Source organism: Variovorax sp. Root434 (genome assembly GCF_001426595.1).
Taxonomy (GTDB): Bacteria; Pseudomonadota; Gammaproteobacteria; order Burkholderiales; family Burkholderiaceae_C; genus Variovorax.
Genome location: NZ_LMEK01000025.1, coordinates 843,781 through 867,189, shown reverse-complemented (window position 1 = coordinate 867,189; position 23,409 = coordinate 843,781). Strand labels below are relative to the sequence as shown.

The following is a 23,409-nucleotide window of genomic DNA, read 5'->3' as shown; positions in this document are numbered from 1 at the left end:
TTCAGCCGAAGTTCTTCGCCGCGAAGTCCCAGTTCGCCAGCTTGGCCAGGAAGGTCTCGACGAACTTCGGGCGCAGGTTGCGGTAGTCGATGTAGTAGGCGTGCTCCCACACGTCCACCGTCAGCACCGGGGTGTCGCCGGTGGTCAGCGGCGTACCCGCGGCGCCCATGTTCACGATGTCCAGCGAGCCGTCGGCCTTCTTCACCAGCCACGTCCAGCCCGAGCCGAAGTTGCCCACGGCCGACTTCACGAAGGCTTCCTTGAACGCGTCGTAGCTGCCCCATTTGGCGTCGATGGCCTTGGCCAGGGCGCCGGTCGGAGCGCCGCCGCCCTGCGGCTTCATGCAGTTCCAGAAGAAGGTGTGGTTCCAGATCTGCGCGGCGTTGTTGTAGATGCCGCCGCTGGACTTCTTGACGATCTCCTCGAGCGTCATCGATTCGAATTCGGTGCCCTTTTGCAGGTTGTTGAGGTTCACCACGTAGGCGTTGTGGTGCTTGCCGTAGTGGTATTCGAGGGTTTCCTNCGAGCGTCATCGATTCGAATTCGGTGCCCTTTTGCAGGTTGTTGAGGTTCACCACGTAGGCGTTGTGGTGCTTGCCGTAGTGGTATTCGAGGGTTTCCTGCGAGTACTCGGGCGCCAGTGCGTCGAGGGCGTAGGGCAGGGGTGGGAGCTTGTGTTCCATCGTGGTTTCCTTGTGGCTGTTGAAAAAAAGGTTCAGGCATTCGCCTTGGGTTCGACGCGGTAGGAGCATCTTCTGGCGCCTGCCAGCACATGTTCGACGCGGCTGACGGCCACGTCCGGCCCCAGCACTTCGTTGAACAACTGCAGTTCACTGCGGCAGAAGCCCGTGCAGGCCCGCGCCGCAGTGCAGATGGGACAGTGGTTCTCGATGAACAGAAAGCCGTCGCCCGGGCCCTGTTCGTCGGGCCGGAACTCGGCCATGTAGCCTTCGCGGTTGCGAATTTCGGCCAGCCGCGCCAGCCGCGACTCGAGGCTGCGCGCGCCGCGCATGGCCTCGGCGTAGTTGGCGCGCATGGCCGCTTCGCGCGCCGCGATGAGCTGGTCCATGCCCTTCTCGCCGAACACGCTGATGACGGCGCTGATCATCTGCACCGTCATCTCGGCATGCGTATCGGGAAAGCGCTTGTGGCCCTCGCCCGTGAGCCGCCAGATCTGCGTGGGCCGGCCGCGGCCGCTGGAGCGGCTCTCGGCGTCGACCCATCCCTCGGCCTGCAGCTTGGCCATCTGCTGGCGCACCGCCTCCACCGTGACGTTCAGGACCTTGGCGATGTCGGGAATGCCGAGCGCACCGCGCGTCTTGAGCGTGGAGAGGATGCGGTCTGCCGGCTGGTGCGGCATTGGCGCGGGCCCGGCGACTGAGGCTGGCATGAGATTAATCAAAGTGGTCATTTTGATTATTAAGTGACGCGACGCCGCTGTCGAGGCTTGGCGCAAATGACCCCAAGCCACGCAGGGCAGTGTGCTTTTACGCTTTCTTTATGCGCCGCCGCTGACTCTGTTCCCCGTTTTTACGCACTGCTGCCGAGACTGAAGGCCTTGTGTTTCGCTCCAGGAGCAGTTGAATGGATATCGTCTGGATGGGCGCCTTGCTGGCGCTGTGGGCCGTGGTGGGGGCCATGGTGGTCGGGCTGGACAGGCTCGACGCGCCGAAGCCATCGAACAAGACCGACGGAGCGTCATCGTGATCAGCCTCGAAGTTCTCTATGGCTTCGGCGCGTTGATCGCCGTGGTTCTCTTCGCCTACCTCGTGTTCGCGCTGATCTGCGCGGAGGAATTCTGAAATGACTTCTTCCGCCTGGGGCCTGCTGGCCCTCTACCTGGCCGTGCTTGGCGTTCTCGCCTGGCCGGTCGGCAAGTTCCTTGCCGCGCTGTGCAACGAGCGCGTGCCGCGCTGGATGCAGCGCGTCGAGGCGCCTTTCTACAAGCTCGCCGGCACGAAGCCCGAGCAGTCGATGCACTGGCTGCGCTATGCCTTCGCGCTGCTGGCCTTCAATGCCATCGGCGCGATTTTTGTCTACGCGCTGCAGCGCCTGCAGGCATGGCTGCCGCTCAACCCCGCCGGCATGGGGGCCGTGTCGCCCGACTCGGCCTTCAACACCGCGGTGAGCTTCGTCTCCAACACCAACTGGCAGGGCTATGCGGGCGAGTCGACCATGAGCTATCTCACGCAGATGCTCGGGCTCACGGTGCAGAACTTCTTCTCCGCCGCCACCGGCATCGCGGTGGCCTTCGCGCTGGTGCGCGGCTTCGCACGCCGCGGCGACGGCAAGGGGCTGGTGGGCAACTTCTGGGCCGACATCACGCGCATCACGCTGTGGGTGCTGGTGCCGATCTCGTTCGTGCTCGCGGTGGTCTTCGTCGGCCAGGGCGTGATCCAGAACTTCGACGGCTACAAGGAAGCGAGCACGCTGGAGACCACCGCCTTCCAGCAGCCGAAGAACGGCGCCGACGGCCAGCCGCTGAAGGATGACAAGGGCCAGCCGGTGATGGAAGACGCCACCACCAAGACGCAGACGCTCGCCATGGGCCCGGTCGCTTCGCAGGAAGCGATCAAGATGCTGGGCACCAATGGCGGCGGCTTCTTCAACGCCAACTCGGCGCACCCGTACGAGAACCCGACGGCACTGGTGAACCTGCTGCAGATGATCGCGATCTTCCTGATCCCGGCTGCGCTGTGCTTCACCTTCGGCCACGTGGTGGGCGACATGCGCCAGGGCTGGGCCGTGCTCGCGGCGATGACGGTGATGTTCGTCGTCGCCGTCATCGTCATCACGCCCGCCGAGCAGGCCGGCAACCCGCTGCTGACATCGCTGGGCGTCGACCAGATGCACGGCGCGCTGCAGGCCGGCGGCAACATGGAAGGCAAGGAGGTGCGCTTCGGCATAGATGCCTCCTCGCTCTTCGCCGCCATCACCACGGCCGCCTCGTGCGGCGCGGTCAACGGCATGCACGACTCGCTCACCCCGATGGGCGGTATGGTGCCGCTGGTGCTGATGCAGCTCGGCGAAGTGGTCTTCGGCGGTGTGGGCTCGGGCCTGTACGGCATGCTGATCTTCGCAATGCTCGCGGTGTTCATCGCCGGTCTCATGATCGGCCGCACGCCCGAGTACCTCGGCAAGAAGATCGAGGTGCGCGAGATGAAGCTGATCTCCATCGCCATCCTGGTCACGCCGATCCTGGTGCTGGCCGGCACGGCGGTGGCGGTGATCGCGGGCGCGGGCAAGGCCGGCATCGCGAACACCGGTGCGCATGGTTTCTCCGAAATTCTGTACGCGCTGACCTCGGCCGCCAACAACAACGGCAGCGCCTTCGCCGGCCTGTCGGCCAACACGCCCTTCTACAACGGCCTGCTTGCGCTGGCCATGTGGCTCGGCCGCTTCGCGATGATCGTGCCGGTGCTGGCCGTGGCCGGCGCGCTCGCGGCCAAGAAGCGCCTGCCCGTCACCAGCGGCACGCTGCCCACGCACGGCCCGCTGTTCGTTTCGCTGCTGATCGGCACCGTGCTGCTGGTCGGCCTGCTCAACTACGTGCCGGCATTGGCTCTAGGTCCGATCGTCGAACACCTCGTGCTCTGGAAATAAGAAGGAGCGCACCATGACTGCCAATACCAAAACCTCTCTTTCGCTGTTCGATGCGGCGTTGGTCAAGCCCGCCTTGTGGGGCGCCTTCGCCAAGCTCAACCCGCGCACCCAGTGGCGCAACCCGGTGATGTTCATCGTCTACATCGGGAGCATCCTGACCACGCTGCTCTGGCTGCATGCGCTGAGCTTCCCGGGCGACACCGGCATGAAGCCCGCCTTCGTGCTGGCCGTGACCATCTGGCTGTGGTTCACTGTGCTGTTTGCCAACTTCGCCGAAGCATTGGCCGAAGGCCGCAGCAAGGCGCAGGCCGCTTCGCTGCGCGGGCTGCGCAAGGACACCTGGGCCAAGAAGCTGCATGAGCCTCACCATGGCGCGCAGTGGCTGCCTGAACAGGCACCGAATCTGCGCAAGGGCGATGTCGTGCTGGTCGAAGCGGGCGATGTGATCCCGCTCGACGGCGAGGTGATCGAAGGCGTGGCCTCGGTCGACGAGAGCGCCATCACCGGCGAGTCGGCACCGGTGGTGCGCGAATCGGGCGGCGACTTCTCGGCCGTGACCGGCGGCACGCGCGTGCTGTCCGACTGGCTGATCGTGCGCGTGTCGGTGAACCCGGGCGAGTCGTTCCTCGACCGCATGATCGGCATGGTCGAGGCCGCCAAGCGCCAGAAGACGCCCAACGAGATCGCGCTGACCATCCTGCTGGTGGCGCTCACCCTCGTGTTCCTGATGGTGACGGTCACGCTGCTGCCGTTCTCGGTATTCAGCGTGGAGGCCGCCGGTGCGGGCACCGTGGTGTCGCTCACCGCGCTGGTCGCCCTGCTGGTGTGCCTGATCCCGACCACCATCGGCGGCCTGCTGTCGGCCGTGGGCGTGGCCGGCATGAGCCGCATGATGCAGGCCAACGTGATCGCCACCTCGGGCCGCGCGGTGGAAGCCGCGGGCGACGTCGACGTGCTGCTGCTCGACAAGACCGGCACCATCACGCACGGCAACCGCCAGGCCACTTCGTTCCTGCCGGCGCCGGGCATTCCGAAGGCACGCCTCGCGCGCGCCGCGATGTTCGCCTCGCTCGCCGACGAAACGCCCGAAGGCCGCAGCATCGTCGAGCTGGCCCGCCGCGACGGGCTGGACGCCACCGCAGTCGAAGGCACGCACTTCGTTCCCTTCACCGCGCAGACCCGCATGAGCGGGGTGGATCTGCCGGCCGCTGCGAACAGCCTGGACACCGAAGCCATCCTGCTGCGCAAGGGCGCGGTCGATGCGGTGCGCCGCCACGTCGAAGCGCTCGGCGGCAGCATGGCGCCCGAGGTGCTGCGCGCGGCCGAGGAAGCGGCGCGCCGCGGCAGCACGCCGCTGGCGGTGGCGGAGGGCAACCGCGTGCTCGGCGTGATCGAACTCAAGGACATCGTCAAGACCGGCATCAAGGAGCGCTTCGCGGAGCTGCGCCGCATGGGCATCAAGACCGTGATGATCACGGGCGACAACAAGCTCACGGCCGCGGCCATCGCCGCCGAAGCGGGCGTCGACGACTTCCTGGCCGAAGCCACGCCCGAGGACAAGCTCGCGCTGATCCGCCAGTACCAGGCCGACGGCCGCCTCGTGGCCATGACCGGCGACGGCACCAACGATGCGCCCGCGCTCGCGCAGGCCGACGTGGCCGTGGCCATGGGCAGCGGCACGCAGGCCGCGAAGGAGGCCGGCAACATGGTCGACCTCGACTCCAACCCGACCAAGCTGCTCGAGGTGGTGGAGACCGGCAAGGCGCTGCTGATGACGCGCGGCTCGCTCACCACCTTCTCGATCGCGAACGACGTGGCGAAGTACTTCGCGATCATCCCGGCGATCTTCATCTCGACGTACCCGCAACTGGGTGCGCTGAACGTGATGCGGCTCACGAGCCCGTCGTCGGCGATCCTGAGCGCGGTGATCTTCAATGCGCTGGTCATCGTGTTCCTGATTCCGCTGGCGCTCAAGGGCGTGCGCTACCGGCCCGTGGGCGCCGCCGCGCTGTTGCGCCGCAACCTCGCCATCTACGGCCTGGGCGGACTGCTGGTTCCCTTCATCGGCATCAAGTTGATCGACTGGCTGCTGGTTGCAGTCCACCTGGTCTGAGGAGTTCTTCATCATGGAAAACAACAACGGCGGCATCGTCCGCCCCGCGCTCGTGCTCTTCGTGCTGCTGAGCGCACTCACTGGTCTGATCTATCCGATGGCCGTTACCGGTGCGGCCAAAGCGGTGTTCCCCGCGCAAGCGGGCGGCAGCCTGGTCGAGCTCGACGGCAAGACGGTGGGCTCGAAGCTCATCGGCCAGAACTTCAGCGATCCGAAGCACTTCTGGGGCCGCCCCTCGGCCACTGCACCGCAGCCCTACAACGCGAGCGCCTCGGGCGGCTCGAACCAGGGTCCGCTCAACCCCGCGCTGACCGATGCGGTGAAGGCGCGCGTGGAAGCGCTGCGCGCGGCCGATCCGGACAACACCGCGCCGGTGCCCGTCGACCTGGTCACGGCCTCGGCCAGCGGGCTCGACCCCGACATCAGCCCCGCCGCCGCTCAGTACCAGGCGGCGCGGGTGGCGCGCGTGCGCGGCATGCCGCTCGCGCAGATCCAGTTGCTGATCGACAAGAACACGCAGAAGCCCCTGCTGGGCCTTCTGGGCGAATCGCGCGTCAACGTGCTGGCGCTGAACATCGCGCTCGATGCTGCTTCGGGTTCCTTCAGTCCTTCGGCTCCGCGTTGAGGAGAAACCGACCATGGCCTATACCGCCTACCGAGAACACCCCGAATGCGTGCCTTCGGGCGAGATCGGGCGGCTCGTGAGCTGGCGCGAGCACCTCGCGCGCTGCGGCCTGTGCCATGGTCACTGACCTGTTGATGGCGCTGCTGGCCATGGCGGCGCTGTTCGTGCCGCTGGGCTTTGCTTGGTGGGTGCTGTCGCGCACCGCGCGGCGCCACCAGCGCTCGCGCCGCAAGGACGGCCCGATGCGCTAACCTGTGCCGCCGATGAACGAAGTGCTCCGTCCCGATCCCGACGCGCTGCTCGCGCAGCTGCGCAGCGACGAGGCGCGCGCCCAGCGGGGCAAGCTGCGCATCTATTTCGGCGCCAGCGCGGGCGTCGGCAAGACATGGGCCATGCTCAGCGCCGCCCAGCGCGAGCGTGCCGCCGGTCGCGACGTGCTGATCGGCGTGGTCGAGACCCATGGCCGCAGCGAGACCGCCGCGCTGCTCTCGGGGCTGGAGGCGCTGCCGCTGCGCGAGCTGGACTACCGCGGGCGCACGCTCGCCGAGTTCGACCTCGACGCCGCGCTCGCGCGCAAGCCCGCCGTGCTGCTGGTCGACGAACTGGCTCACACCAATGCCTCCGGCTCGCGCCACGCCAAGCGCTGGCAGGACGTGCAGGAGCTGCTGGCCGCCGGCATCGAGGTGTGGTCGGCGCTCAACGTGCAGCATCTCGAAAGCCTCAACGGTACCGTTGGCGCCATCACCGGCGTGCGCGTGCACGAGACCGTGCCCGACACCGTGCTCGACGAGGCCGACGAGGTGGTGCTGGTCGACGTCACGCCCGACGAACTCACCGCGCGGCTGTCGGCCGGCAAGGTCTACCTGCCCCAGCAGGCCGAGCGCGCCGCGCAGAACTTCTTCCGCAAGGGCAACCTGATCGCCTTGCGCGAGATCGCGCTGCGGCGCACCGCCGAGCACGTGGAAGACGACGTGCGCGGCTGGCGCGTGGAGCAGTCGGGCCCAGGCGGCGCGGGCGCAAACGGCAAGGGCCCCGGCCTGCAGGCCTGGAACACATCGGGCGCGATCCTCGCGTGCGTCGGCCCGCACGAGGGCGCGGCGCAGACCGTGCGCACTGCCGCGAGGCTCGCGGGACAGCTCAACGTGCGCTGGCACGCGGTGTACGTCGAGACGCCCCGGCTGCAGCGGCTGGCCGCGGCGGAGCGCGACCGCATCCTCGCGGTGCTCAAGCTCGCGGAAGAACTGGGCGCGGCCACGGCCGTGCTCACCGGCTCCGACGTGGCCGAGCAGCTCGCCGAGCAGGCAAGGCGGCTCAACTGCGCCACGCTGGTGCTCGGGCGCTCGCAGCCGGAGGCCGGCTGGCGGCGCTGGTGGCCCGCGAGGGCGGTGCCGCTCGCGCGCTCGCTGGCGCAGCGCGCGCCGGCGCTCGACATCATGGAAGTGGCGCCCGCCGAAAGCTCGCGCCGCCTGTCGCGCGCGCCGCTGCAGGGCGCGAGCATCGACAGCGACGACCACGAGAAGGCGCCCATCCACTGGCCCGGCTATGCATGGGCGGCAGCCACCAGCATCGCGCTCACGCTGGCGTGCACGCCGCTGGTCGGCGTGCTGGAGCTGTCGAACATCGTCATGGTGTTCCTGCTCGGCGTGGTGGGCGTGGCGATGCGTTTCGGGCGCGGGCCCTCGGCACTGGCCGCCCTGCTCAACGTCGCGGCCTTCGACTATTTCTTCGTGCCGCCGCGCATGTCGTTCGCGGTGAGCGACGTTCAGTACGTGCTGACCTTCGCGATCATGCTCGGCGTCGGCCTGCTGGTGGGGCAGCTCACCGCGGGGCTGCGCTTCGCGGCGGGCGTGTCGACCAGCCGCGAGCGGCGCGCGCGTTCGCTGTTCGAGCTCACACGCGAACTGTCGGCCGCGCTCGAAGCCTCGCAGGTGGTCATGCTCGGCACCGCTGCCGTGCGCGGGCACTTCGGCGGCGATGCGCTGGTGCTCGTGACCGACGCGGCCGACCAGCTCGTGATGCCCACCGACGCGCCCGAGGGTTTCGATCCGCAGGTGGCCGACTGGGCCTTCCGCCACGGCCAGAGCGCCGGCCTCGCCACCGCCACGCTCGCGGCCCAGCCCTGGCACTACGTGCCGCTGCAGGCGCCGATGCGCGTGCGCGGCGTGCTCGCGCTCTCGCCCGCGCAGCCGCGCTGGCTGCTCATTCCCGAGCAGGCGCAGCAGCTCGACACGCTGGCACGGCAGATCGCGATCGCGCTGGAGCGCGTGCACTACGTCGAGGTGGCGCAGCAGGCCGTGGTCGAGATGGAATCGGAGCGGCTGCGCAACGCGCTGCTGGGCGCCATCTCGCACGATGTGCGCACGCCGCTCACCGCGCTCATCGCGCTGGCCGAGTCGCTGCAGACATTGCCGCCCGAGGAGCACGCCAGCGCCGCGCGCGCCATCGTCGCGCAGGCGCACGAGCTGCATGCGCTGGTGAGCAACCTGCTCGACATGGCGCGGCTCGAAAGCGGCATCGCCGGCGGCGCGGTGAACCTGCGGCGCGACTGGCAGTCGGTGGAGGAGGTGGTGGGCTCGGCCATCCGCGCGGCGCGCACGTCGCTGGGCAGCACCGTGGTGCAGACCGCGCTCGACCCGGACCTGCCGCTGGTCGAGTTCGACGCGGTGCTGATCGAGCGCGTGCTGGTCAATCTGCTGGAGAACGCCACTAAGTACGGCGCGCCGCCCATCGTGGTCGGCGCGCGTGCCGAGCCTGGCGTGCTGGTGCTGACGGTGCGCGACCACGGCCCCGGCCTGCCCGCCGCGCTACTGGGCCGCGAACAGAAGCTCTTCGACAAATTCACGCGCGGCGAGGCCGAGTCGGCCACGCCGGGCGTGGGCCTGGGCCTGGCGATCTGCAAGGCGGTGGTGAGCGCACACGGCGGCGAGATCACGGCGGAAAATGCGCGCGACGGCGGTGCAGAATTCACCGTCACCCTACCGCGCCGCGAGCCCCCCGAGCCTGCTGAAGCTCAACTCTGAACCCATGCCTTCTCCCACCGCCATCGTGATCGAAGACGAGCCGCAGATCCGCCGGTTCGTGCGCGGCGCGCTCGAGGCCGAGGGCTGGGTGGTGCACGAAGCGGGCTCCGTGCGCGACGGGCTCGCCGCCGCCGGTACGCGCCAGCCCGACCTGCTGGTGCTCGACCTCGGCCTGCCCGACGGCGATGGCGTTTCGCTGATCCGCGACGTGCGCGGCTGGTCGGCCGTGCCGATCATCGTGCTGTCGGCACGCACCGACGAAGCCGACAAGATCGCCGCCCTCGACGCCGGCGCCGACGACTACCTCACCAAGCCCTTCGGCACCGGCGAGCTGCTGGCCCGCGTGCGCGCCAACCTGCGCCGCCCACGCGCCGCCAGCACCGAGGAAGCAACGCCCGAGGCGCTGTTCCGCTTCGGCGAGATCGAACTCGACCGTGCCGCGCGCCTCGTTCGTCGTGCGGGCACCGAGGTGCATCTGACGCCGACCGAATACCGCCTGCTGTCGGTGCTGGTCGCCAATGCAGGCCGCGTGTTGACGCAACGCCAGCTATTGCGCGAGGTGTGGGGCCCGTCGCACACCGGGCAGAGCCACTACCTGCGGATCTACATGGGGCATCTGCGGCAGAAGCTCGAAGTCGATCCGGCGCAGCCTCGTCATTTGCTGACTGAAACTGCGGTGGGGTATCGGCTGGTTGTTTAGCTCTCGGGTGCGTGCGTTCAGGGCGCGTGCACAGGCCACCGGGTACTCCCCTCCGCGAATGTCCCCCGGCTTCGCCTCCTCCTTTATTTCGCTGCGGGGAGCACCCGATGCCCTGAGCACAGGGCACGGTGCTGATTCGCGGCCGATCAACCAGTGCTCTGAACGATCACGCCGATGGGGTGCCTTGCGCAGCGAAATAAAGGAGGAGGCCGCAGGCCGGGGGACATTCGCGGAGCAAGGTACCCCGTCGGCGTGAGCGTTCAAGCAACAACATCCTTGTTCGGATTCAGCAAGAACTTCTCCCCCGTAGCCTGCTTCCCATAAACCCCGATCGCATCGAGCTGCAGTGCCTCGACCAGCGAAACCTCACGCGTGTACTTGCTCGCGAACGTAGTCTTCAGCTCCGCGACGACGCGCGCCTTCAAACGCTTGGTGCCTTCGTCGCCGAGCTTTCCGAGGAACGGGAACAGCAGCCACCCGCCCATGCCCCACGCCATGCCGAAGTTGCGCACGAACTCGGTCGGGCTGCGGTCGAGGCCGCCATAGATGTACACCTGCTTGTGCGTGGTCGAACCGTAGCGGCTGTATTCCTTGGCCGTGCGGTTGATCGCGGCTTCCATGCAGCCGAGGATCTGCCCGGCGAGCTTGCCGCCACCGGTGGCGTCGAAGGCCAGTGTGGCGCCGGTTTCGACCAATGCCTGCGTCAGGTCTTCGAGGAAGGTGGGCGAGGTCGCGTTGCACACGTACTTCGCGCCCAGGCCGCGCAGCAGGTCTTCCTGCTCCTGCTTGCGCACGATGTTGACGAGCGCGATGCCGTCCTTCTGGCAGATCTTGTTGAGCATCTGGCCCAGGTTCGACGCGGCGGCCGTGTGCACCAGCGCCTTGTGGCCTTCCATGCGCATGGTCTCGACCATGCTCAGCGAGGTAAGCGGATTGACGAAGCACGACGCGCCTTCGGCCGGCGTGGTGCCTTCGGGCAGTTCCATGCACTGGGCAGCGGCGAGGCAGCGGTACTGCGAGTACATCGCGCCGCCGATGGCCGCCACGGTCTTGCCGAGCAGCGCCTGCGCAGCCGGCGACGAACCGGCCTTCACCACCACGCCCGCGCCTTCGTTGCCGACCGGCATCGATTCGCCGAGCCGCGCCGCCATGGCGGGAAGCGCACGCTCGGGCACCGTGGCGGTGACGACCGGGCGCTCGGCGGTGCCCGAGGCCTTGGCCGTGCTCATGTCGGCCGCACCGAACAGCAGGCCGAGGTCCGACGGGTTCAATGGCGACGCCTCGACGCGGATCACCACTTCGTGGGCCTGCGGTTCGGGGATCGGGTCGTCGTGCAGCGAGAGTTCGAGTTCGCCGTTGGCGCGGATGAGGGAGCGGATTTGCAGTGCCATGGGAGGCCCCTTTTCAGACGGTTCGCAGATGGCCTGTGGCCACGGGGCGGCCAGTATAGGAGCGCGGTGCGAAAGCTGCAGGCGCCTTCAGGACACCACGGGAACCACCGGCGCATGGGCCAGCGCGTGGCGCATCTTCACCGGGTCGAGCCGTTCGATGTAGCGCGGAATGTTGCGCCAGAGCGTGTGATAGCCGTAGCCGCCGCGCAGCATCTCGTGGCGCGCGCTGTCCTTGTCCCAGTCCTGCACCGCCATGCGGTAGACCGCCGCGATCACGCCGGTGCGGTCGGCGCCGTGCATGCAGTGAATGAGCACCGGGCCGTGCTTCCCGGCCTCGCGGATCGCCACCAGCGCGCGCAGCACCTTGGCGTCGTCGATGGACCAGGTGTTGATCGGCACGCGCACCAGCCGGATGCCGGTGCCCGCGAACACCTTCCTGTCGTCGTTGAAGGAGCGCAAGCTCACCACGGTGCGGATGCCCAGCGACTGCAGCGCCGCCATGTTGGCGCGCCGCGGCTGCGCGCTGCGGTAGAGCGTGGGCGTGATGCGGTGCAGGTTCTCGACCTGTAGTTCGTCCAGCGGGTCGGCCCAGTGGCCGGGGCGCGGGTCGGCGATGCCTTCTTCCGCTGTTGCTGCTGCTGTCTTGTGCTTCTTCGTCATTGCTTCTTCTTCTCGCGCCCCCAGTGCCGCGTCCCCAGGATCAGCGCCGCCACCGCGAGCCCGCCCCAGTAGTCGACCGGCGCGCCCCACACCCAGTGCTTGTGCCAGAACGCATCCACCGCATTGAAGCGCGCCCAGCCGAAGGCCGGGTTGATGATGAACCACAGGAAGTCTTCGCACACCCAGAACACGATGAGCCCCGCCACCGCCAACCCGACGTCGCGCCACGTCCAGCGCCCGTTGAAGGCCAGCGGCGAGAAGAACACCAGCGCCATGAAGGTGAACACCCAGGCGTGGTAGCCCGTCATCGCGCGGCCACCCCAGAAGAGGTCGAGCCAGATGCTGTTCTCGATGCGCCAAGTGGGCAGCGAGGTGGCCCAGCCCGCGCCGCCTTCGATCTGGATCTCGGCGTTGGCGAAGAAGAAGGCCATGACGACCACCCAGGCGAGATAGCCGAGCGTGCGGGCCACGCCCGTCTTTTCGGCGGCGCCGCTCACGCCGTCGTTCCCGCCGGCGCAGCCAGCACGTGCTGCAGCACCGCGCGCGCGGCCTGCGGTTTGCCCAGCGCCCGGCTGCGCGAGGCCATGTGCGCAAGCTTGGCGGGGTCGGCCATCAGCCGCGCCACCTTGTAGTCGAGGCCGATGGCGTCGTAGGCGAGCCAGGCCGCGCCTTCCTCCATCAGGAAGCCGGCGTTGTGTTCTTCCTGCCCGGGAATGGGCGAGATCAGCAGCATCGGCTTGCCGAGCGCCAGGCACTCGGACACCGTGAGGCCGCCGGGCTTGGTCACGACGAGGTCGGCCGCGGCCATCATCTTGTGCATCTCGTTGGTGAAGCCGATGGCCACCACGCGGCCCGGGTAGCGCCTGGCCAGCGCTTCGAGCTTGCCGTGCGCTTCCACGTTGCGGCCCGCCACGGCGATGACCTGGAAGTTGCCTTCACCGCCAAGGCCGAGCACGCGCTCCACCATGCTCGCCAGGTCGCCGACCCCCGCGCCGCCAGACGCCATCAGCAGCACGGGCCGCGAAGGATCGAGGCCGAGTTCCGCCACGCAGGCGTTGCGCGCGAGCGCCGGCACATCGGGTTCGGAAAACGCCGGCATCACCGGAATGCCGGTGACGTGGATGCGGTCTGCGGGAATGCCGCGCGCGCGCAGGCGAAACGCCACCTCTTCCGTCGCGGCCAGGTAGCCGGCCATGCCCGGCACCAGCCACATGTTGTGCAGGTCGTAGTCGGTGATCTGCAGCCACACCGGGTAGTCGATGCGGCCGCGGTTGCGCTCGCGCATCAGCAGCTCGGCCGGCAGGAAGTGCGTGCAGACCACGGCATCGGGCTTCTCGCGGCGAATCTCCTTCACGAGGGCGCCGGTGCTCAGCCGTTCGATGCCGCGGCGCAGGCGTTGCGAGGGCGCGTGGTGCGGCGTGCTGTCGGTGCGCTGGTGCAGGTACGACCACAGCTCGGGTGCGCGGTTCACGAGCTGGATGTACCAGTCGGTATAGACCTTGCGGAAACCGCCGGCCACGTGGGCCATCGCGTCGATGTGGACCGCTGTGCAGGGCGGGGCGAGGGACTGTGCGGTGGCGGCAAGCGCCTGTGCTGCACGCACGTGGCCGTTGCCGGCGCTCACGCTGAGGATCAGGAGTTTGGTCATGAATTCCGGAAGTTGCGCGGATTATGGCGATGCCATGTGGCACTTGCTGTGCGGTTGGTGCAGAGGTCTTGGGATCTGGGGCGCGATCACGCCGACGGGGTACCTTGCTCCGCGAATGTCCCCCGCCTTCGGCTCCTCCTTTATTTCGCTGCGCAAGGCACCCCGCCAGCGTGATCGTTCAGCGTCGCGTTTGATCGGCCAGCACAACGGCCGCGCCCATCGTGCACAGGGCACCGGGTGCTCCCCGCAGCGAAATAAAGGAGGAGGCCGCAGGCCGGGGGACATTCGCGGAGGGGAGTACCCGGTGGCCTGTGCACACCGCCCGAGAGGTAATGAACTGATTCACCCCCGCCGCAGCCCTTTCGCGAACAGCCTCGAACGTAGTGCTCTCAACGATGCGGCCGTTCTCGAACACCGTCTGCAGCAGATCGCTCTGCCCCGCCGAGAGCGCTTCTTCGCGCAATGTCTGCACCTCGCCGCGCGCGTTCTTCACCAGCGCGAGCCGCCCCTTCTTCGAGGCCTTGCCCACATCGCCCACCGGCGACTTGTACACATCGCGCCACTCGCCGTTCACCTGCATGGCCGAAGACTTCATCGCCCACTGCATCGTGTCGCGGTTGACCTGCTGCAACAGCCCGCCGCCCATGCCGAAGGAGATGTTCTCGGTCGAGAAGCCGTTGTGGAAGAAGTTCGACAGACACAGCCGCAGCGAGTCGAGGTTCACGCCGTCGCCCTGGATGATGCGCACGTTGTTCAGCACGCGAAAGCCCTTGGCATTGGTCGTCGTGCCGAAGCGCTCGGCCAGGATCTGCGCCACCTTCAGCGTGGTCTCGGCCGGGTCCCCCGAGTCGGGCCGCACCACCAGCGTCGCGCCCGAGGCCACCACCTTCGCCTTCAGCTCGCTGCCCCAGATGCGTGCGCAGGCGTTGAAGATATCGTAGCTGTCGCTCACCACCGCGAAGGTCGCGCCGGGCTTGCCGAACTGGTCGATCATGTTGCTGTACGCGTCGGCTTCGTGCTCCCGGCCCCAGCCCGTGATGGTGCTGTGTTCTGCGGCGGGAATCGAGAAGCCCGCCACGTCGCAGTCGTAATACCGGCGCGCGGCCACCAGCGCGGCCAGCGTGTCGGTGCCCATGAAGTTCACCAGGTGGGCCATGCCGCCGAGCGCGGCCGATTCGAGGCTCGACACGCCGCGCGCGCCGAAGTCGTGCAGCCTGAAGGCGATCTGCCCTTGCGGGTCGTCGCAGGTCGCCTCGAGATACCGCAGCAGCGTGGTGCGCGCGGCGGCCGAGAGCGTGGCCACCGTGGTCGGATACCAGATGGCGCGCAGCAACTCGGTCTCGAGAAAGCTCGTGACCCAGAAGAACTCTGGGTCGGTGTTCTCGATGGTCGCGAGCACGTTGTGCACCGGCAGCACGCTGCCCTCGGGCACCGCGCGGATGCGCACCGGCATCAGGCCGCCATGCTTCTCGATCAGGCGCAGCCAGCCTTCGCGGTTGAAAGGCTCGCCGTGCACCGCCATGAGTGCGGCGGCTTCCTCCACGTCGGCCAGCGTCACCGGCGTCTGCAGGTATTCGCGCAGGTAGGCCTGCAGGCCGAAGAAGAGGGAGTGGCTGAAGATGCCGCCGCGCGATTCGATGTAGCTGTACACCGTCTGCGTGCCGGGCGGGTACTGCATCCAGTGCGACACCTTGTAGGAGTCGGTGCGAAGCAGCAGGTTGTTGCCCAGGGGCGTGGAGGTGAGATTGCGGTTCATGTGTGAAAGCTCCTTTCACGTTGGCCCCGTCAACCAGGGCCGTTCTTGCTGACAAAGCCTGGTCGTTCAGTTCTTGCCCAGGCCACCCAAAAAATGATTCGCGATGAAGAAGTGGTCTTCGTAGATGCGCTCCTGCATGTCGAGGAATTCTGCGATCGGCACCCAGCGCACTTCGGCCGCATCGTCGTCGGCGCGCACCTCCGACAGGCCCGTCCACTGGTTGTGCGCCAGCTCGAAGAAAAAGCCGTGCGTGATGGTGCGCCCGCGCTGCGAGCGGTCGGGCGCGTCGAACACATGGCTGGCCTTCATGCTGCCGTTGAGCACGGGCACGGGCACCTTGAGCCGGGTTTCTTCCTTCAGCTCGCGGATGGCCGCGTCCTGCAGGCGCTCGTGCTGGCCGACGAAGCCGCCGGGCAGCGCCCAGGTGCCCTTGCCGGGATGGAACTTGCGCTGCACGAGCAGGATGTGGCCCGCCTCGACCACGATGGCGTCGACCGTGGTGTAGATCGGCGGAAAGCTGCTGCCCGCATAGCGGTACTTGTCGCGGTAGTCGGCGAGGAACGCGCGCTCCTCGCAGAGCTCGGCGTAGTCGGCGGTGTTTGCGAACTGCTCGAGGAAGGCCGCGGTGTCGTCGGGCAGGTCGGCGCGCGCCAGCTGGCCGCGGTTCTCGGGGTCGAAATAGAGGCTGCGCACGTCGGTGGCGTTGAGGGTCTCCACGCTGTTCTGGCCGGCGAATTCCCAGTGCGGGAAGAGCTTCAGGTAGTAGCTCGATGCGTCCTTCAGATGGCCTACCAGCGCGACCTTGGCCTTGGCCGGCGCATGGCCATCCTGCTGGATCAGCTTCTCGACGGCCGACTGGATCGACGCGATCCAGATCTGGTCGTTGTAGGGCGAATCGCCCACGCCCACCACGCTCACGCGCATCTGCTCGGTGCCGCGCAGGCAGGCGCGCACCATGCGTTCGCGCTCGTCGAAGGTGAAGGGGTTCTTGACGCTGCGTGGCTTGCGGTCGGAGCCGACCACCACGATGACCCGATCGGCGGCGCGCAGGCCTTCTTCGATGAGTCTTTGGTGTCCGAAATGGACGGGCTGGAAACGCCCGATGACGATGGCGTACTGGTACTTGCGTGTGCTCACTTGGGAATCCCCCAAAAAGGGCGCGATCAACTCGCGCTTGCGTTCAGGATAGCATCGGTGCCGCACATTGATCAAGCCTTCCGATGACCGAGCCCTCCACTCCCCCCACTGGTGCCGTGCGCCTCAACAAGCGCATGGCCGAACTGAAAATGTGCTCGCGCCGCGAGGCCGACGAATGGATCGCCAACGGCTGGGTGAAGGTCAACGGCAAACCGGCCGAGATGGGCGTGAAGGTCGTGCCGTCCGACCGCATCGAGATCGACAAGGCGGCCAAGGGCCAGCAGGCCAACCAGGTCACCATCCTCATCAACAAGCCCATCGGCTACGTGAGCGGGCAGGCCGAAGACGGCCACGAGCCCGCGGTCACGCTGTTCACGCCGCAGAACCGCTGGGCCGACGACAACGCGCGCTTCTTCTTCAGCCCGCAGCAGCTGCGCGGCCTCGCGCCGTGCGGGCGCCTGGACATCGACTCCATCGGCCTGCTCGTCATGACGCAGGACGGCCGCATCGCGCGCCAGCTGATCGGCGAAGACTCGGTGATGGAGAAGGAATACCTCGTGCGCGTGGCCTACCACGGCCTGGGCCAGCCCGCGCCCACCGGCCAGCTGGTGCGCATGGACGACGACGATCCCGTCACCACCAACGTGCAGGCGGTCTTTCCACCGGCCATGCTGGCGAAGCTGCGCCACGGCCTGAGCCTCGACGGCCAGGCGCTGAAGCCGGCGCGGGTCGAATGGCAGAACCCCGAGCAGCTGCGCTTCGTGCTCACCGAAGGCAAGAAGCGGCAGATCCGCCGCATGTGCGAGCTGGTCGGCCTGAAGGTGGTGGGGCTGAAGCGCGTGCGCATCGGCAAGGTGATGCTCGGCAACCTGCCGGTGGGGCAATGGCGCTACCTCGGGCCGCACGAGAAATTCTGAGCCTGCGCGCGCTGAACCGCGCCACGCTGGCGCGGCAGATGCTGCTGGCGCGGCGAAAGCTCACGGCAGTGCAAGCCGTCGAACGGCTTGCCGGGCTGCAGGCGCAGGCACCCAACCCGCCCTACATCGGCCTCTGGAGCCGGCTCGAAGGCTTCGAGCGCGACCAGCTGGCCGAGGCAATGCGCAGGCGCCGCATCGTGCGCTTGTCGACGATGCGCTCCACCCTGCACCTGATGACCGCGCACGATGCGCTGGCGTGGCGTCCGCTGCTGGAGCCTGTTCACCAGCGCGGCCTGATGGGCAGCAACCACAAGCGCGCGCTCGAAGGCCTCGACCGCGCGGCGGTGGTGGCGGCGGGGCGCGCGCTGCTCGGAGAGAAACCGCGCACCAGCGCCGAACTCGGCCAGGCCCTCGGCATGCGATGGAAGGGCCGCGAGACCGCCTCGCTCGCCGCGCTGATCCGCAACAACCTGCCGCTGGTGCACCTGCCGCCGGCCGGCAGCTGGAACTCGCACCAGAGTGCATTGCTGCAGCCCCTGGGCGACTGGCTGGGCGACGTCGAGGCACCTCCGGCCACGCAGGACGATCTGCTGCTGCGCTACCTCGCCGCCTTCGGCCCCGCCACGCAGGCCGATGCCGGCGCATGGTCGGGCCTCACGGGCTGGAAGGCGGTGGCCGAGCGCCTGCGGCCGCGGCTGCGCGTGTTCGTCGGCGAAGACGGGCAGGAGCTGTTCGACCTGCCCCGCGCGCCGCGCCCCGACCCCGACACGCCCGCGCCGCCGCGCCTCGTCGCCGAGTGGGACAACCTGCTGCTTGCGCACGCCGACCGCAGCCGCGTGCTGAGCGAAGCGCACCGGGCTCGCGTGTTCACCGTCAACGGCATCGTGCGCGGCACGGTGCTGCTCGATGGGTTCGTGGCGGGTGTCTGGAAGATCGAGCGGGCGAAGAACACCGCGACCGTGGTGCTGGAGCCTTTCACGCGCTGGTCCAAGGCCGACTGCCTCGGTGTGGAGGAAGAGGCCTTGAAACTGCTGGCCTTCACCTCCGATGGCGAGGGAGAACACCATGCCGTGCGCGGTCTTGCCCCTTCTCCCCGAGGGAGAGGGGGCAAGACGGGGGCTTTAAGTCCCGCGTAACTCTGCGCCACTACGCTGCGCCTCGGCGCAGGCACTTCCGATCATTCCGGTCGCGTGCTACCTTGCGGCCGAAGGAGTTGCCGCGATGCGCGTGCTGTTGGTGGAAGACGATGAAATGATCGGGCGCAGCCTCAAGCAGGCGCTCGAGGGCGCGGGCTGGTCCGCGGACTGGGTGCGCGACGGCGAACTGGCGCAGAGCGCGCTCGGCGATGGCGGCTACACCTGCGTGCTGCTCGACCTCGGGCTGCCGAAGCACGACGGCACCGAAGTGCTGCGCCGCGCGCGCGAACGCGGCGACGCCACCCCGGTGCTGGTGCTCACCGCGCGCGACGGCCTCGACGACCGCATCCACAGCCTCGACCTCGGTGCCGACGACTACCTGCTCAAGCCCTTCGAGTTCCGCGAGCTGCTCGCGCGCATGCGCGCCGTGGTGCGGCGCCGCGACGGCGCTGCGCATTCGCTGGTCGGCAGCGGTGCATTGCAGCTCGACCTCACCACGCGCGAGGTGGTGACCAACGGTGCGCGCGAGGCGCTCACGGCGCGCGAGTTCGCCCTGCTGCACGCGCTGCTGGAGCGGCCCGGCGCCATCCTTTCGCGCGAGCAGCTCGAGAACCGCATCTACGGCTGGGGCGAGGAAGTCACGAGCAACGCGATCGACGTGCTCATCCACGGCATGCGCCGCAAGCTCGGCGCCGAATCGATCCGCAACGTACGCGGGCTCGGCTGGCGCGTCGCGGCATGATGATGCTCGCCCCCAGGCTTCGCGCACTTCGTGTCGCTTCGCCAACCCCCTACCGGGGGCAACACCGGTGGCCCGGCAAAGCCGGTTCCACGGTGTTCCGCGTACAGGCAGACGGGTTGCCCTGCCAATGAACGGAGCTTCGCGCGGCACCGGCCGCTGGTGGCGGCCGCGTTCGCTGCGCACGCAGCTGCTGCTGTGGCTCGTCACGCTGCACCTGGGGGCGGCGATGCTCACGGCCTGGTTCTCGTTCGTGGCCTACGGCAACCTCGTGCACAACGCGCTGGACGAACAGATGCGCCTCGTGGCCGAGTCGTACGCGGGCAGCGATCCGGCGAAGCTGCCGCGCCCGATGAACGGCGAGGCGGCCTTCTCGCGCGGCGCCTTCATCGTGCAGATCTGGAGCGCCGACGGCCGCACGCTGCGCGCCACTTCATGGCCCGTGCTCGCGGTGCCCCTGCAGGCCCAGCCCGGCTTCGGCGACGTGAACACCGGTACGCACGCGGGTTCCGCCTGGCGCGTGTTCACCGCGCCGCCCGGCACGCGCGCCGACCAGCCGCGCGTGCAGGTGCTGCAGAACGAGGACTACCGCCGCCGCCGCGCCCTGCGCCGCGCGCTGCTCGAAGGCCTGCCGATCACGCTGCTGCTGCCGTTGGCGCTGTTGATCCTGTGGATCATCGTGTCGGCCGCCTCGCGCACGCTGCGTGTGGTGGCGCGCGACGTGGCCTCGCAGGACGAACGCAGCCCCACCGAGCTGTCGCTCGCGCGCGTGCCCGACGAGATCGCGCCGCTGGTGGGCGCCTTCAACAACCTGCTGTCGCGCGTGCGCAGCGCCTTCGCCACGCAGCGGCGCTTCGTGCAGGACGCGGCCCACGAGCTGCGCACGCCGATGGCCGCCATCGGCCTGCAGATCGAGAACCTGCGCGCGCACGTGCCGGCCGGCGAGGCCACCGAGCGCTTCAACCAGCTCGAAGCCGGCGTCACGCGCGCGCAGCACCTGATCGAGCAGCTGCTGCACCTCTCGCGGCAGGACGCGCCGCAGGGCGGCGATGCGCGCGAGCGCGTCGACGTCGAGGTGCTGCTGCGCGAAAGCGTGAGCCAGCTGATGGTGCTGGCCGACGCGCGGCGCGTGGACATCGGTTTCGAGGGCAGCATCGCCGCGGTGGTGTTCGCACCCGCGGCCGAGCTGCGCAGCGTGTTCGACAACCTCATCGACAACGCGCTGCGCTATGCGCCCGAAGGCGGCGTGGTCGACGTGAAGCTGCACCAGGCCGAAGGCCACGCGGTGGTCGACGTGCTGGACAACGGCCCGGGCATTCCGCCGGCCGCGATCGGCCGCGTGTTCGACCGCTTCTTCCGCGTGCCGGGCGCCGTGGCAGGCGGCAGCGGGCTGGGGCTCGCGATCGCGCGCACGGCGGCCGAGCGGCATGGCCTGCGCATCGAGCTGTGCAATCGCGCCGATGGACCGGGGCTGATGGCGCGCGTGCACCTGCCCTCGGCGGCGGCGTAGCGGGCAGCGCGCCGCTCACCCGCCGCTAACACATCGCTCACCTTCGCCTCAGTCTGGCTGCCTAGAGTGCGTTCAGGTCCTGCCACGCGCAGTTCGCGCGTGCCGGGTGACCGGAGACAACCTGTCCTCAGGAGAGCAAGTCATGCGCATTTCTTTCAAGCTACTCGCCGTCGGTTCCTTCGCTGCGCTGGCCGCGATGGGCGCCGTCACCGCATCGGCCGAGACCACCGATGGCTCGGACTTCCATCCGCTGCAGATGAACTCGCCAGAGAATCCCGAAGTCCAGTCCGGCGCGATGGCCGCGGCCCGTCCGAGCGGCACCGAGCCTGTGGGCCAGTCGACCAGTGCACCCGCGATGGCCTCGACGCTGCCGGTGGCCGACGTCCAGGCGGGCGCCTATGCGGCGTCGCATGCGACCGGCACCGAGCCGATCGGGCAATCGACCTCGCTGCCGATGGTGAAGTCGGGCAGCGGCAGCTGAAGAAGAAGCTGCAGCGCCGCCACTGACGACGATCAGTCGTCGCTGCCGCTGCTGAGCAGTGCGCGGTAGATCACTGCGCCGATGATGGCGCCCGCGATGGGTGCCGCCCAGAACAGCCACAGTTCCGACACGGCATAGGACGGACCGAACAGGGCCGGCCCCGTGCTGCGTGCCGGATTGACCGAGGTGTTGGTCACCGGGATCGAGATCAGGTGGATCAGTGTGAGGCACAGGCCGATGGCAAGGCCCGCGAAGCCGCCGGCCGCGCGCCTGGCGGTGGACCCAAGGATCACGATCAGGAACACGGCTGTCATCACCACTTCGCACAGCAGCGCGGCCGTCATGCCGTACTTGCCCGGCGAGTGTTCGCCAAAACCGTTGGTGGCGAAGCCGCCGATGTCCGCGCCCGGCTTGCCCGTGGCGATGAGGTAGAGCACGCCGGCTGCCGCGATGGCGCCGAGCACCTGCGCCACGATGTAGCCCGCGAGCTGCGAGGCCTTGAAGCGGCCCGCAGCCGCGAGGCCGATCGACACCGCCGGGTTGAAGTGCCCACCCGAGATCGGGCCCAGTGCATAGGCCCCCGTCACCACCGTGAGGCCGAAGGCAAGAGAGACTCCGAGCAGGCCGATGCCGACACCCGGGAAGGCCGCGGCCAGAACTGCGCTTCCGCAGCCTCCGAGCGTGAGCCAGAAAGTACCAATGAACTCCGCGGACCATTTCTTGTAGGTACTGTGTTCCATAAATTCCATCTTTGAGTTGTGAAAACGCGCAGGGCACGAGCCCAGGCGCGGGCGGATTCTAGGAACGGCCGGAGGGGGCGTCGAGCACGTCTTTTGCACTAGTGCGACCTATTCACGGATGGCTCGGTTTTTGTGCAATTTCGCAATCGTGGTGCGTTTTCGAAAGGCCTTGTCTTCAGAGCGTTCAGAGCGTGACGACGACCTTTCCGAACGCTCCGCGTTCGAGGTGATCGAGCGCGGCGGGCAGTGCGTCGAACCCGTACCGCGCAGCGATCACCGGCTTGAGTGCATTCGCGTCGACGGCGCGCACCAGGTCCTCCAGCGCGCGCCGGTGGCCCACGCCGATGCCCTGCACCGTCACGCGGCCCAGCACCATTGCGTAGAACGAAGCGCCCAGCGTCTCTCCGCCGAGCATGCCGATGATCGACACGCGCCCGCCCTGCTTCACGGCCTGCAGCGAGCGGTCGAGGTTGGGGCCGCTCGCGAGTTCGAGCACGTGATCTGCGCCGCGCCCGTGGGTGAGCCGGCGCACTTCGGCGGGCCAGTCGCCATCGTCGCGCGCCAGCACGTGCGTGGCGCCGAGTGCGAGCGCCTGTGCGCGCTTGTCCTCGCTGCCCGTGACCACGATGGCTTGCGCGCCATGCAGCCGCGCGATCTGCAGGCCGAACAGCGCGACACCGCCGGTGCCGTGGATCAGCACGGTCTCGCCGGCGCGCAGCCCACCGGTCTCGGCCAGTGCGAACCAAGCGGTGAGTCCCGCGCACGGCAGCGTGCTCGCTTCGGCCAGGCTCAGCGTGGTGGGTGCGGCCACGGCCCAGGCCGCGTCGATCAGCACATGCGACGCCAGCATGCCCGGGCCGGGGCCGCCCAGCAGCGTGGTGTCGGCGTGCCAGTGGCTGTCGATCCAGCCGCCCCAGAAGGTGTTGATCACGCGGTCGCCCACGGCGAAGCGGGTCACGCCGGGGCCGGCGGCCACCACGGTGCCGGCCATGTCGGAGCCAGGCGTGAAGGGAAGGTCGAGCGGCATGCCCATGCCGTCGCGAATCATCAGCAGGTCGCGGTAGTTGAGCGCCACCGCACCGACCTTCACCAGGATCTGGCCCGCGCCCGGCGTGGGCATCGGCGCTTCGGTTTGTGCGAGGTGGGTGCGGCCCAGCCGGGGCAGTTGCCAGCGGCGCAGGGTGTCGGGTTCTTGCATTGAAAGGCCCCACGAATGACAGGGAGCCGCCATGC

General features: G+C 68.5%; 22 protein-coding genes and 2 pseudogenes. 13 read left to right on the top strand and 11 right to left on the bottom strand.

The window, feature by feature from the left end; translation table 11 throughout:
* Window position 1: 1 nt before the first annotated feature.
* The 3 genes and pseudogenes from ASD05_RS24755 to ASD05_RS24750 all read right to left on the bottom strand — a co-directional run.
* A pseudogene (locus tag ASD05_RS24755) lies at window positions 2–522 on the bottom strand (superoxide dismutase); the annotation flags it as partial.
* Window positions 523–620: 98 nt separating this feature from the next.
* Window positions 621–683: pseudogene (locus ASD05_RS31105) on the bottom strand (superoxide dismutase [Fe]); the annotation flags it as partial.
* A gap of 32 nt (window positions 684–715) precedes the next feature.
* The gene (locus ASD05_RS24750; protein ID WP_157610250.1) at window positions 716–1,390 is read right to left on the bottom strand and encodes a helix-turn-helix transcriptional regulator; all 675 of its coding nucleotides are present in this window, start codon (window positions 1,388–1,390) and stop codon (window positions 716–718) included.
* Window positions 1,391–1,584: 194 nt separating this feature from the next.
* Between ASD05_RS24750 and ASD05_RS30960 the strand changes: the two genes are divergently transcribed.
* From ASD05_RS30960 to kdpE, 8 genes are all read left to right on the top strand, one after another.
* Window positions 1,585–1,707 (top strand): hypothetical protein, encoded by a 123-nt coding sequence (locus ASD05_RS30960; protein WP_268810467.1) that lies wholly within the window; start codon window positions 1,585–1,587, stop codon window positions 1,705–1,707.
* Complete coding sequence (gene kdpF, locus ASD05_RS24745) at window positions 1,704–1,802, top strand: K(+)-transporting ATPase subunit F (protein WP_019657711.1); 99 nt, start codon at window positions 1,704–1,706, stop codon at window positions 1,800–1,802. The genes ASD05_RS30960 and kdpF overlap by 4 nt, the downstream gene beginning before the upstream one ends.
* A 1-nt stretch (window position 1,803) precedes the next feature.
* Window positions 1,804–3,603 carry a potassium-transporting ATPase subunit KdpA gene (gene kdpA, locus ASD05_RS24740; RefSeq protein ID WP_056597896.1) on the top strand — a complete coding sequence of 600 codons (1,800 nt, stop codon included), beginning with the start codon at window positions 1,804–1,806 and terminating at the stop codon, window positions 3,601–3,603.
* A 13-nt stretch (window positions 3,604–3,616) separates the two neighbouring features.
* A complete protein-coding gene (gene kdpB, locus ASD05_RS24735) occupies window positions 3,617–5,716 on the top strand; it encodes a potassium-transporting ATPase subunit KdpB (RefSeq protein WP_056597894.1) in 2,100 nt (699 codons plus the stop codon).
* Window positions 5,717–5,729: 13 nt separating this feature from the next.
* Entirely contained in the window at window positions 5,730–6,341 is a 612-nt protein-coding gene (gene kdpC, locus ASD05_RS24730) for a potassium-transporting ATPase subunit KdpC (protein WP_056597892.1), read from the top strand.
* Between the two features lie 116 nt (window positions 6,342–6,457).
* Window positions 6,458–6,592, top strand: coding sequence for a hypothetical protein (locus ASD05_RS30955; protein ID WP_019657716.1), 135 nt, complete (start codon window positions 6,458–6,460; stop codon window positions 6,590–6,592).
* Window positions 6,593–6,604: 12 nt separating this feature from the next.
* Window positions 6,605–9,361 (top strand): DUF4118 domain-containing protein, encoded by a 2,757-nt coding sequence (locus tag ASD05_RS24725; protein WP_056597890.1) that lies wholly within the window; start codon window positions 6,605–6,607, stop codon window positions 9,359–9,361.
* A gap of 4 nt (window positions 9,362–9,365) precedes the next feature.
* Window positions 9,366–10,061, top strand: coding sequence for a two-component system response regulator KdpE (gene kdpE / locus ASD05_RS24720; RefSeq protein WP_056597888.1), 696 nt, complete (start codon window positions 9,366–9,368; stop codon window positions 10,059–10,061).
* A 260-nt stretch (window positions 10,062–10,321) separates the two neighbouring features.
* Here the strand turns inward: kdpE and ASD05_RS24715 are convergent, their stop codons facing one another.
* The 6 genes from ASD05_RS24715 to ASD05_RS24690 form a co-directional block, all read right to left on the bottom strand.
* Complete coding sequence (locus tag ASD05_RS24715; protein ID WP_056597886.1) at window positions 10,322–11,452, bottom strand: zinc-binding dehydrogenase; 1,131 nt, start codon at window positions 11,450–11,452, stop codon at window positions 10,322–10,324.
* 87 nt (window positions 11,453–11,539) lie between these two features.
* Window positions 11,540–12,112, bottom strand: a complete 573-nt coding sequence (locus ASD05_RS24710; RefSeq protein WP_056516599.1) for a dual specificity protein phosphatase family protein — start codon at window positions 12,110–12,112, stop codon at window positions 11,540–11,542.
* Window positions 12,109–12,609, bottom strand: a complete 501-nt coding sequence (locus tag ASD05_RS24705; protein WP_056597884.1) for a hypothetical protein — start codon at window positions 12,607–12,609, stop codon at window positions 12,109–12,111. The genes ASD05_RS24710 and ASD05_RS24705 overlap by 4 nt, the downstream gene beginning before the upstream one ends.
* Window positions 12,606–13,760: an MGDG synthase family glycosyltransferase gene (locus tag ASD05_RS24700; protein WP_056597882.1), complete on the bottom strand. Its 1,155-nt coding sequence runs from the start codon at window positions 13,758–13,760 to the stop codon at window positions 12,606–12,608. The genes ASD05_RS24705 and ASD05_RS24700 overlap by 4 nt, the downstream gene beginning before the upstream one ends.
* 178 nt (window positions 13,761–13,938) lie before the next feature.
* Window positions 13,939–15,516 (bottom strand): nicotinate phosphoribosyltransferase, encoded by a 1,578-nt coding sequence (locus tag ASD05_RS24695; RefSeq protein ID WP_235508076.1) that lies wholly within the window; start codon window positions 15,514–15,516, stop codon window positions 13,939–13,941.
* 66 nt (window positions 15,517–15,582) lie between these two features.
* Window positions 15,583–16,653 carry a bifunctional nicotinamide-nucleotide adenylyltransferase/Nudix hydroxylase gene (locus tag ASD05_RS24690; protein WP_056597880.1) on the bottom strand — a complete coding sequence of 357 codons (1,071 nt, stop codon included), beginning with the start codon at window positions 16,651–16,653 and terminating at the stop codon, window positions 15,583–15,585.
* 83 nt (window positions 16,654–16,736) lie between these two features.
* Between ASD05_RS24690 and ASD05_RS24685 the strand changes: the two genes are divergently transcribed.
* The 5 genes from ASD05_RS24685 to ASD05_RS24665 all read left to right on the top strand — a co-directional run bounded on the left by ASD05_RS24685 (window position 16,737) and on the right by ASD05_RS24665 (window position 21,436).
* Window positions 16,737–17,570: a pseudouridine synthase gene (locus ASD05_RS24685; RefSeq protein ID WP_056597877.1), complete on the top strand. Its 834-nt coding sequence runs from the start codon at window positions 16,737–16,739 to the stop codon at window positions 17,568–17,570.
* Window positions 17,537–18,706: a winged helix DNA-binding domain-containing protein gene (locus tag ASD05_RS24680; protein WP_056597875.1), complete on the top strand. Its 1,170-nt coding sequence runs from the start codon at window positions 17,537–17,539 to the stop codon at window positions 18,704–18,706. Before ASD05_RS24685 ends, ASD05_RS24680 begins: the two co-directional genes overlap by 34 nt.
* A gap of 85 nt (window positions 18,707–18,791) precedes the next feature.
* On the top strand, window positions 18,792–19,448 hold the full coding sequence (locus ASD05_RS24675; RefSeq protein WP_056597873.1) for a response regulator transcription factor: 657 nt from the start codon (window positions 18,792–18,794) through the stop codon (window positions 19,446–19,448).
* A gap of 127 nt (window positions 19,449–19,575) precedes the next feature.
* Window positions 19,576–20,955, top strand: coding sequence for a sensor histidine kinase (locus ASD05_RS24670; RefSeq protein WP_056597871.1), 1,380 nt, complete (start codon window positions 19,576–19,578; stop codon window positions 20,953–20,955).
* A 142-nt stretch (window positions 20,956–21,097) separates the two neighbouring features.
* Window positions 21,098–21,436: a hypothetical protein gene (locus ASD05_RS24665; protein WP_056597869.1), complete on the top strand. Its 339-nt coding sequence runs from the start codon at window positions 21,098–21,100 to the stop codon at window positions 21,434–21,436.
* Window positions 21,437–21,468: 32 nt separating this feature from the next.
* On the opposite strand, the gene aqpZ is transcribed toward ASD05_RS24665, so the two are convergent.
* Complete coding sequence (aqpZ, locus tag ASD05_RS24660) at window positions 21,469–22,176, bottom strand: aquaporin Z (RefSeq protein WP_056597866.1); 708 nt, start codon at window positions 22,174–22,176, stop codon at window positions 21,469–21,471.
* 184 nt (window positions 22,177–22,360) lie between these two features.
* On the bottom strand, window positions 22,361–23,374 hold the full coding sequence (locus tag ASD05_RS24655; RefSeq protein ID WP_056597864.1) for a zinc-dependent alcohol dehydrogenase family protein: 1,014 nt from the start codon (window positions 23,372–23,374) through the stop codon (window positions 22,361–22,363).
* Window positions 23,375–23,409 lie beyond the last annotated feature (35 nt).

Bases quoted from the DNA above. Each gene is read 5' to 3' on its own strand.
- ASD05_RS24750 (WP_157610250.1), bottom strand. From the start codon at position 1,390: ATGCCAGCCTCAGTCGCCGGGCCCGCGCCAATGCCGCACCAGCCGGCA.
- ASD05_RS30960 (WP_268810467.1), top strand. From the start codon at position 1,585: ATGGATATCGTCTGGATGGGCGCCTTGCTGGCGCTGTGGGCCGTGGTG.
- kdpA (WP_056597896.1), top strand. From the start codon at position 1,804: ATGACTTCTTCCGCCTGGGGCCTGCTGGCCCTCTACCTGGCCGTGCTT.
- kdpB (WP_056597894.1), top strand. From the start codon at position 3,617: ATGACTGCCAATACCAAAACCTCTCTTTCGCTGTTCGATGCGGCGTTG.
- kdpC (WP_056597892.1), top strand. From the start codon at position 5,730: ATGGAAAACAACAACGGCGGCATCGTCCGCCCCGCGCTCGTGCTCTTC.
- ASD05_RS30955 (WP_019657716.1), top strand. From the start codon at position 6,458: ATGGTCACTGACCTGTTGATGGCGCTGCTGGCCATGGCGGCGCTGTTC.
- ASD05_RS24725 (WP_056597890.1), top strand. From the start codon at position 6,605: ATGAACGAAGTGCTCCGTCCCGATCCCGACGCGCTGCTCGCGCAGCTG.
- kdpE (WP_056597888.1), top strand. From the start codon at position 9,366: ATGCCTTCTCCCACCGCCATCGTGATCGAAGACGAGCCGCAGATCCGC.
- ASD05_RS24715 (WP_056597886.1), bottom strand. From the start codon at position 11,452: ATGGCACTGCAAATCCGCTCCCTCATCCGCGCCAACGGCGAACTCGAA.
- ASD05_RS24710 (WP_056516599.1), bottom strand. From the start codon at position 12,112: ATGACGAAGAAGCACAAGACAGCAGCAGCAACAGCGGAAGAAGGCATC.
- ASD05_RS24700 (WP_056597882.1), bottom strand. From the start codon at position 13,760: ATGACCAAACTCCTGATCCTCAGCGTGAGCGCCGGCAACGGCCACGTG.
- ASD05_RS24695 (WP_235508076.1), bottom strand. From the start codon at position 15,516: ATGAACCGCAATCTCACCTCCACGCCCCTGGGCAACAACCTGCTGCTT.
- ASD05_RS24685 (WP_056597877.1), top strand. From the start codon at position 16,737: ATGACCGAGCCCTCCACTCCCCCCACTGGTGCCGTGCGCCTCAACAAG.
- ASD05_RS24680 (WP_056597875.1), top strand. From the start codon at position 17,537: ATGGCGCTACCTCGGGCCGCACGAGAAATTCTGAGCCTGCGCGCGCTG.
- ASD05_RS24675 (WP_056597873.1), top strand. From the start codon at position 18,792: ATGCGCGTGCTGTTGGTGGAAGACGATGAAATGATCGGGCGCAGCCTC.
- ASD05_RS24670 (WP_056597871.1), top strand. From the start codon at position 19,576: ATGAACGGAGCTTCGCGCGGCACCGGCCGCTGGTGGCGGCCGCGTTCG.
- ASD05_RS24665 (WP_056597869.1), top strand. From the start codon at position 21,098: ATGCGCATTTCTTTCAAGCTACTCGCCGTCGGTTCCTTCGCTGCGCTG.
- aqpZ (WP_056597866.1), bottom strand. From the start codon at position 22,176: ATGGAACACAGTACCTACAAGAAATGGTCCGCGGAGTTCATTGGTACT.
- ASD05_RS24655 (WP_056597864.1), bottom strand. From the start codon at position 23,374: ATGCAAGAACCCGACACCCTGCGCCGCTGGCAACTGCCCCGGCTGGGC.